This window comes from Streptomyces sp. McG3, assembly GCF_018619185.1.
Classification (GTDB): domain Bacteria; phylum Actinomycetota; class Actinomycetes; order Streptomycetales; family Streptomycetaceae; genus Streptomyces.
On record NZ_JAAXYC010000362.1, the window covers coordinates 1 to 7,262 of the forward strand.

Genomic DNA, 7,262 nt, shown 5'->3' on the forward strand with positions numbered 1-7,262 from the left:
GTACGGGGGCGGGGCCGGTCCGTCCGCCGTGCGCGGGCGGGCCGGCCCCTGACCTGCGGGGGTGCGGCGGTGGGGCGGTGAGCGGCGTCAGCCGATCACGTTGTCCACGCCCTTCTTCGCCGTCTGCCACGCCTTGTCCGACGACGTCCCCTTGCGCTCGACCTCGCTCAGCGCGTTCGTGATCTGCTGCATCACGTTCTGGTCGTGCACACCCAGCACCTGTACCGGGGACTCCTTGGCCGCCTCACCGAAGATCCGGCCGATCGGGGCGCCCGAGAAGTACGCGTCCTCCGCGCCCGCGATCGTCTCGATGGCGCCCGTCGAGGACGGGAAGTTGCCCTGCTTCTGGAAGACCTTCGCCTGCTGCTCGGGGGCGGTCAGCCACTCGATCAGCTGGTACGCCTCCTTCTTGTGCTTGGCCGCACGCGGGATGGAGAGGTACGAGCCGCCCCAGTTGCCCGCGCCGCCGGGGAGCTTGGCGATGTCCCACTTGCCCTTGCCCGCGTCGCCGGCCTGGCCCTTGACGTAGCCGAGCATCCAGGCGGGGCACGGGATCGTCGCGAACGAACCGGCCGCGAAGGCCTGGTTCCACTGCGGGGACCACTGGTCGAGCTTGGCGCTCAGTCCCGCCTCGGCCGCCTCCACGGAGGTGTCCCAGGCTTCCTTGACCGCCGGGTTCTTCTCGTAGATCAGCTCGCCGGAGGCGTCGTAGTACCGCTCCTTCTCCTGGCCGATCATGATCCCGTAGAGCGAGCCGACGCTGTCCAGCCAGGCGCTCTTGGCGGGGGCCTTCTTCTTGTACTGCTTGCCCAGCTCCAGGTAGCCGTCCCAGGTGGCCCACCTCGACGCGAGCTCCTCGCGGTCCGTGGGCAGCCCGGCCTGTTCGAAGAGGTCGGTGCGGTAGCACATCGCCTCGGGCCCGACGTCCGTGCCGAGGCCGAGGATCTTGCCGTCCTCGGTGGTCGCCGCCGACCACTTGGCCTCGGCGAACTCGCCCTTGAGCTTGTCGGCCCCGAACTCCTTCAGGTCCTGGAACTTGTCGGACTGCTGCTGGGTGACCGAGGCGATGCGGCCCACCTCGACGCCCTGCACGTCGGCGAGACCGCCGCCGCCCGCCAGCCGGGTCTGGAGCGACTTCCAGTAGTCCGCCTCGTCCTGGGTGTCGCTCTGCTTGATCGTCACCTCGGGGTGGAGCTTCTGGTACTCCTCGTACAGCCCGGCCTCCTTGAAGCCGAAGGACCCGAAGAGGTCGACGTTGAGCGTGACCTTTCCGCCCGCGCTGTCGGAGGAGTCCGACGAGTCGCTGGATCCACAGGCGGCGAGGAGCGCCCCGGCGAGGACGACCGCGCCGAGGCGGGCGGTGGCTCTCTTGGCGGCTCGGGCGATGGGCATGGGAAGCCTCCCTTGGCTTCGGGATGAACCGAGCGCCTTGAGAGCGCTCTCAAAACCTGCGTCTGGAGCGTCCCCCACCACCCCCGCCCCGTCAAGACTCGAACGCATAACGGCTTGGGGTTACAGCCGGAGTCCATGCAACTGCCGTCTGTGTGCGTTCTCTTGACACTTACGTTTCAGGAGTTTTACGTTCCTTGGCACTTGAGAGCGCTCTCGAACGCGCTCTTCGCCCCCCCATGATCGAGGTGCTGCTCGTGCGAACCTCCCTCTCCAGACTTGCCTCCAGACCTGCCGCGGCGACACTCCTGGCCATCGCCGTGGCCGCCGTGGGGCTGGGCCCCGCCGCATCGCCCGCTGCCGCCGCCACCATCCCCGCCGGCGCCGGCAGCTACTCCGACTCCCGCCCCGCCGGTACTTCGGGCCCGACCACCAACACCGGCGCGCCCGTCACCCCCAAGCTCACCACCGCGGCGCGGGGCAAGCCGGTCCCGACCAACGACTGGTGGTCCTCGCTCGCCTACCAGCGCTACGGCGACAACCCGTACAGCACACCCATGTACGGGCACCCGCTCACGTACCAGGCCAAGGCCTCCGGCCTGGAGGTCGGCTACCCGACCACGCCCGCGATCGTCGGCGACGGCCGCCAGTACGAGTACGCCCACAAGGCCGACCTCACCGTCGGGCTCAGCGGCCTGAACTCGCCCGACACCAAGGCCGACGCCTGGTCCGACTGGACGGTGACGCCCTACTGGGCCGACGGCTCCCGCACCTTCCGGGCCACCATCGGCCACGGCATGCCCTTCGTGTACGCCAAGGGCTCCGGCGGCGACGCCCGCATCACCACCGCCTCCGCGCCCACCGTCTTCTCCGACCAGGGCAACGTCCTCGGCATCACCGTCGCCGGGCACCACTACGCCCTCTTCGCCCCGACCGGCAGCGACTGGAACGTCTCCGGCACCGCGATCACCGCGGGTCTCGGCGGGAAGGACTACTTCTCGCTCGCCGTGCTGCCCTCCACGGACGCGCTCGCGACCTACAAGAAGTACGCCTTCAGCTTCGTCACCGGCTCCCAGGTGGCCTGGCAGTCCACCGGCGGCAACGTGCGGGCGACCTACAGCCTGACGACCGAGGCCAAGGAGGGCACCGAACGCGGCACCCTCCAGGCCCTCTACCGCCACCAGTGGCTGCACACCACCGACGCGCTGACCCCTTACACGTACGTGTCGCCGCGCGGCACGATGAAGGTGCGTGAGTCCGCCACCTTCACCACCAGCCAGAAGAACAACGGCGTCGTGCCCGCGCTGCCCGCCTCCAGCGGCGTCGACAAGGCCCGGCTGGCCGGCTACCTCAACGAGGTCGCGAACGCCTCCGACCCGTTCTCCGGGGCCGCCGACACCTACTGGACCGGCAAGGCGCTCGGCCGCCTCGCCCAACTGGTCCCGGTCGCCGACCAGATCGGCGAGACCGCCACCCGCGACAAGCTCCTCGGCCTGATGAAGGGCCGGCTCCAGGAGTGGTTCACGGCGGGCGGGGCCAGTGAGTTCAGCTACGACAAGGACTGGAAGACGCTCACCGGCTACCCGGCCTCGTACGGCAGCGACACCGAGCTCAACGACCACCACTTCCACTACAGCTACTACGTCTACGCGGCGGCGATCATCGCCCAGTACGACCAGGCCTGGGTCGCCGACTCGGCCTGGGGCACGATGATCAAGCACCTGATCCGCGACACCGCCAACGCCAGCCGCACCGACTCCGCCTACCCCTTCCTGCGCGGCTTCGACGTGTACGCGGGCCACAGCTGGGCCTCCGGCCACCAGGGCTTCGCGGCGGGCAACAACCAGGAGTCCTCCTCGGAGTCCATCAACCTCAGCGCCGCCCTGGTGCTCTTCGGCTCGGCCACCGGCGACAACAACCTCCGCGACCTCGGCAGCTACCTGCTGACCACCGAGTCCGAGGCGATCACCCAGTACTGGTTCGACGCCTCGCAGCAGGTCTTCCCCGCCTCCTTCGGCCACGACACGGTCGGCATGGTCTGGGGCAGCGGCGGCGCGTACTCCACCTGGTGGACCGCCAACCCGGAGGAGATCCACGGCATCAACGTCCTCCCGGTGACCGGCGGTTCGCTCCACCTGGCCCGCGAGAAGGCGGCCATCAAGCGGAACATCGCCGAGATGGAGCGCGAGAACGGCGGGCCCGCACAGGAGTGGCGCGACCTGCTCTGGCAGTTCGAGTCGCTCTCGGACCCGGCGGCGGCGAAGGCCAAGTGGGACGGGGTGAACGGGAACTACGAGCCCGAGCAGGGTGAGTCCAAGGCGCACACCTACCACTGGATCAACACCCTGAACGCGGTGGGCGCCCCCGACATGACGGTCAGCGGCGACATCCCGACCTCCGCGGTCTTCTCCAAGAACGGGACGCGCACCTACACCGCCCACAACCACGGCTCCACCGCCCGTACGGTTACCTTCTCCGACGGCAAGACCCTGTCGGTGCCCGCCCGTTCGACGGCGACGAGCACGGGCCCCGGCGGCAGCAACCCCGACCCGGAGGAGCCCGGCCCGTCCACCGGGAACACCTTCCGCCTCAAGTCCGGCGGCGTCCTCACCACCGCCACCACCGACCCGGCGGGCGCGGACACCGTCGCCTCGGCCGACGGCGTCAACCGGGACGGCACCCCGTACCGGCCGACCGTCTACGAGGTGAAGAAGGTCAACGGCAAGGTCGCCTCCGGCGCGGCCACCGCGTTCCGCCTCCGGGTGGACGCGGGCACGAAGGTCGGGCTGGCCCCGCAGGTCCGGGTCAGCTACGACCTCACCGGCGACGGCACGTTCGACCGGGCCGAGACCTTCCGCTACTTCGCGACCGACCCGGTCAACGGGTGGGAGGAGTACACACAGGCGTCCGGTGCGCAGGCTGTCACCGGGAGCCTGGGCGAACTGAAGAACGGCACGGTCCGCCTGGAGGTCTGGAACGCGCTCGGCAGCGGCACGTCCCAGGTGCAGACGGGCACGGACGCGGCCGTCCTGAAGATCCCGTACGTGTAGGCCGCGCGGGATCCGTTACGGATCGGGCGCGCGGACCTGTACGTACGGGTCCGCGCGCACCATCCGGACAACCGGATAACTGGCGGGATCTGTACGTGTAGGGCGTGAGCGTACGGGCACGATTCGTGCGGCGGGTCTTCGGCTCCTCAGGGCGGAGGCCCGCCGCACTTCCGCGTTCGCGTGGCGGGCGCGGTCAGGCCGAGGCCCGTCGCACCAGGGTCGTCGGGGTGATCACCGAGTCGGGCGCCGGGCCGCTGCCCGTACGGTCCCGGTCCAGGCCGCGCAACAGCAGGCGGGCCATCAGCCGGCCCTGCCCCTCGATGTCCTGGTTGACCGTGGTCAGCGGCGGATCGGTGGTCTCGGCCACCGAGTCCATGTCGTCGAACCCGACGATCGCCACCTGCTCCGGCACGGCCACTCCGCGCTCCCGCAGCACACGCAACGCACCCGACGCCATCAGGTCGTTGGCGACGAACACCGCGTCCAGGTCGGGCCGTCGCTCCAGCAGCTCCGCCATCGCCCGAGCCCCGCTCTCCACGGTGAACGCGCCCTCGGCGACGAGCGTCGGGTCCACGTCCAGCAGGACGTCCCGGTAGCCGTCGAGGCGGTCCATCGCCGAGGTCTGGTCGGGCGGTCCGCCGATGTGCGCGATCCGCTCCCGCCCGAGGTCCTTCAGATACCGCACGGCCACCCGCGCGCCGCCCCGGTTGTCCGCGTCCACATACGGGACGGCCTGGTCCCCCGGATCGGCGGTCCAGCTGGGCCGCCCCCCGTACACCGTGGGGATCCCCGCCCGCCGGGTGATCGCGGGCAGCGGGTCGTCGGTGTGCAGCGAGAACGCGAGCGCCCCGTCGACGTGTCCGCCGGACAGATAGCGGGCGATCCGGTCGAAATCTCCGGGCCCCTCCACCAGCAGCAGGACGAGCTGGGTGTCGTGGGCGGTCAGCTCCTTGCTGATGCCCCGGATCTGCTGCGAGAAGAAGGGGTCGGAGAAGATCCGTATCTCCGGCTCCGCGATGACGACGGCCACCGCTCCCGTCCGCCGGGTCACCAGGGTCCTGGCCGCGTGGTTCGGGATGTAGCCCAGCTCGTCGACCGCCTTGAGCACCTTGTCCACGAGCGGTTTGCGGACTCCGTCGCCCCCGTTGACGACCCGAGAGGCGGTGGCCCGCGACACCCCCGCACGTGCCGCGACGGCTTCCAGGGTGGGCCGGGACCCGGGGGACTGCTCGGGCAAGGCGGTCGCTCCTCGTCGACGGGGGCGGCGATACGCGGGCTGGTGCGTGGGGGTGCGCGGGATGCTGTGCGCGTGCTCGGTGTCGCCGCCGGATCGTCTACAGCCTAGCGCCGGGCGCCGACAGCACTGAGAGCGCTTCCAGGGGAGGGGTGGCATGCGTGCGGGATCGGCCGGGGGCCGGGGCGAGGAGGCTCGGGCGGCAGCCCGGCGGTGGCCGCGTGAAGGTAACCGTCGGTAGTGGTGAAGCGGTTGCCCGAACCGCGCCTCTTCCGGACCAACTGCGCGTTGGACACGCTGGGTATGCATGGCCATCACTCAGAGTGGAAGGTGTGCGGCATGGAAGCGATGGAGCGGCGCAGGGCGGCGGCGGACCGGGTGCGGGTGGCTGAGGACGCCGTGGAGCAGTTGAGGGAAGGGCTTGCGGAGTTCGGGGTGAAGCTGCCGTCCCTGCGGATCGATCCGGTCTCGTGTGCGGGTGACGAACCGGCGCCCCTGGTCGACCTGGGCCGCTGCAACATCGACACCGCGTTGCGGCTGTGCGAGGTGCTGGCGGAGAAGGAGAGCGGTCATGACGGGTGACGGACACGGGCCGGGCGTGCTGCCCGCGGCGGGCGAGTTCGCGGTGGACGCGCGGGACGGGCGGGTCGGCCGGGTGACGGGCCGGTCCGGGCCGAACGTACGGCTGCGGCCGCCCGGCGGCGGGCCGGAGTGGGAATGCCCGCCGGACGCGGTGCGGCCGGCGTCACCGGGAGTGGTGCTGCGGGCCCGGGTGACGGAGATCAACAGGGAGGGGCAGCTGCCGCGTTGAGGACGGGCGGAGCACGCCGCACGAAGCGGCGGGGCCGACCCCTCCTCGGGGTCGGGCCCGCCGCCGTTCGGGGGGCGTACGCCGGGTCACATGATGCGGTACGCCAGGTAGTACGCGGACAGTTGCTCGTGGTAGCCCGGGTCGTCCGCCTGCGCGTGGCGGTCGAACTCCGGGGACTCCTTGACCTGTTCCTTGGTGAGGTCGACGTAGACCTTGCGGTCGTCGGTGTCGACGCGCTTCACCGTGCCGGCGGGCAGCAGGACGTCCTTGCCGAAGATCCAGACTCCGGTGTCGACGAGCAGATAGGCCGAACCCACCTCGTCGGAGTGCTTGTCGACCTTTCCGATACCGCCGTCGGTGGCCTCGACCGAATAGCCGGTCAGATCGGCGCCCACGGTGTGACCGCTCGACGGCTGATAGCCCCACAGGGAGTCGCTCATTGTGGCCCCTTTCGCGAAGGTCACCCAGTTCATTCGTGTTCGGTGGACCGGCGATGCGTTATTGATGTGTCCACCGAACGATATTTCCGCTGGACTGCGTGTGCCCGGGGAGAGGCGGCGTACACCTGGGCGGTGCGGGCGTGTTCCGGTCCGCGTGCCAGGTCGTGTTCCGGGCCCGCAGAAATGGGTGGGGCCGGGTATTCGCCCGGACCCATCCCCGTTTTTGCCGGTCAGCGGCGGATTCTGGTCGGAATTTCAGGTTCCCGCTTGCGCTTTGCGTGCACGTGGAGGGCATCAATACAACCTCCGCCGGCCGGAAAGGGGAGGAGGTGGGGGAG

At 70.3% G+C, this 7,262-nt stretch carries 6 protein-coding genes; 3 read left to right on the forward strand and 3 right to left on the reverse strand.

Annotated elements, in window-relative coordinates; genetic code table 11:
- Window positions 1-87: 87 nt before the first annotated feature.
- A complete protein-coding gene (locus HET64_RS34205) occupies window positions 88-1,392 on the reverse strand; it encodes an ABC transporter substrate-binding protein (protein ID WP_215111140.1) in 1,305 nt (434 codons plus the stop codon).
- Window positions 1,393-1,628: 236 nt separating this feature from the next.
- On the opposite strand from HET64_RS34205, the gene HET64_RS34210 reads away from it, so the two are divergent.
- Window positions 1,629-4,439: a glycosyl hydrolase gene (locus HET64_RS34210; protein ID WP_215111145.1), complete on the forward strand. Its 2,811-nt coding sequence runs from the start codon at window positions 1,629-1,631 to the stop codon at window positions 4,437-4,439.
- A 193-nt stretch (window positions 4,440-4,632) separates the two neighbouring features.
- Here the strand turns inward: HET64_RS34210 and HET64_RS34215 are convergent, their stop codons facing one another.
- Entirely contained in the window at window positions 4,633-5,676 is a 1,044-nt protein-coding gene (locus HET64_RS34215; protein ID WP_215111141.1) for a LacI family DNA-binding transcriptional regulator, read from the reverse strand.
- A gap of 336 nt (window positions 5,677-6,012) precedes the next feature.
- Here HET64_RS34215 and HET64_RS34220 point away from each other — a divergent pair, with 336 nt between their 5' ends.
- Window positions 6,013-6,255 carry a hypothetical protein gene (locus HET64_RS34220; protein ID WP_215111142.1) on the forward strand — a complete coding sequence of 81 codons (243 nt, stop codon included), beginning with the start codon at window positions 6,013-6,015 and terminating at the stop codon, window positions 6,253-6,255.
- Window positions 6,245-6,484: a hypothetical protein gene (locus HET64_RS34225; protein ID WP_215111143.1), complete on the forward strand. Its 240-nt coding sequence runs from the start codon at window positions 6,245-6,247 to the stop codon at window positions 6,482-6,484. The genes HET64_RS34220 and HET64_RS34225 overlap by 11 nt, the downstream gene beginning before the upstream one ends.
- A gap of 86 nt (window positions 6,485-6,570) precedes the next feature.
- Here the strand turns inward: HET64_RS34225 and HET64_RS34230 are convergent, their stop codons facing one another.
- Window positions 6,571-6,924, reverse strand: a complete 354-nt coding sequence (locus HET64_RS34230; RefSeq protein ID WP_215111144.1) for a PRC-barrel domain-containing protein — start codon at window positions 6,922-6,924, stop codon at window positions 6,571-6,573.
- Between the last annotated feature and the right edge of the window lie 338 nt (window positions 6,925-7,262).

Coding starts and splice junctions, on each gene's coding strand:
- HET64_RS34205 (WP_215111140.1), bottom strand. CDS start 1,392: ATGCCCATCGCCCGAGCCGCCAAGAGAGCCACCGCCCGCCTCGGCGCG.
- HET64_RS34220 (WP_215111142.1), top strand. CDS start 6,013: ATGGAAGCGATGGAGCGGCGCAGGGCGGCGGCGGACCGGGTGCGGGTG.
- HET64_RS34210 (WP_215111145.1), top strand. CDS start 1,629: ATGATCGAGGTGCTGCTCGTGCGAACCTCCCTCTCCAGACTTGCCTCC.
- HET64_RS34230 (WP_215111144.1), bottom strand. CDS start 6,924: ATGAGCGACTCCCTGTGGGGCTATCAGCCGTCGAGCGGTCACACCGTG.
- HET64_RS34225 (WP_215111143.1), top strand. CDS start 6,245: ATGACGGGTGACGGACACGGGCCGGGCGTGCTGCCCGCGGCGGGCGAG.